The 552-nt window shown below is 48.0% G+C and carries 1 protein-coding gene; it reads left to right on the top strand.

All coding sequences use genetic code 11. The annotated features are described in order from the left end of the window. Positions 1 to 188: hypothetical protein (locus GY843_RS09125; RefSeq protein ID WP_297308795.1), on the top strand; the 188-nt coding region annotated here is incomplete at its 5' end. Positions 189 to 552 lie beyond the last annotated feature (364 nt).

Genomic DNA, 552 nt, shown 5'->3' with positions numbered 1-552 from the left:
TACACGAGGCTCTTCGCTTCCCTGCCTTCCCGATTCGTCAGTTTTCCCAAACTGGCCAATCGCCGGCGCTCGATGACCATGTGATTGCTTCGTTGATAATTCTTACATTCTTTCATAATGAGTTTTTGTTGATTTGTTTGATTCGGCTCATCATCCGCAGATCTGTAATTAGAGTGTTCAAGGAGTAAACTCAGAGACGGTTGGTCTTCGTTTTTGCTCTGCTTTCTTTCGCGTAAAGTGAACTGTCGTTAGTAAACGTAGGCTATTGTTCTTTTGGTTTGTGGTGTGAAGCGCCTGGGCTTCTCCGAGGGGTGAAGCATAGGTGCGAGGTTTCCGGTTCTCATTTGTCCCATCTGGGTCTCACCGGAACGGTGGGACATAGGCGGTTTTGTGGAGTGATTTTCCGTAACAAGATGCGTGTAGTTCAGGTAACTGGTACTTTTGTTTGTATTAACGATTTGGGCCTGCTTAGTTCCGCCAGCCAGTTAGTGTTGGGAGCTAATGCAGCCCCTTGCGAGCCTGTACTGACCGCGCAACTGTCATCGGGAAACT

The organism is Neptuniibacter sp., from assembly GCF_024231755.1.
Lineage (GTDB): Bacteria > Pseudomonadota > Gammaproteobacteria > Pseudomonadales > Balneatricaceae > Neptuniibacter.
This window is presented reverse-complemented; position numbering and strand designations above follow the sequence as displayed.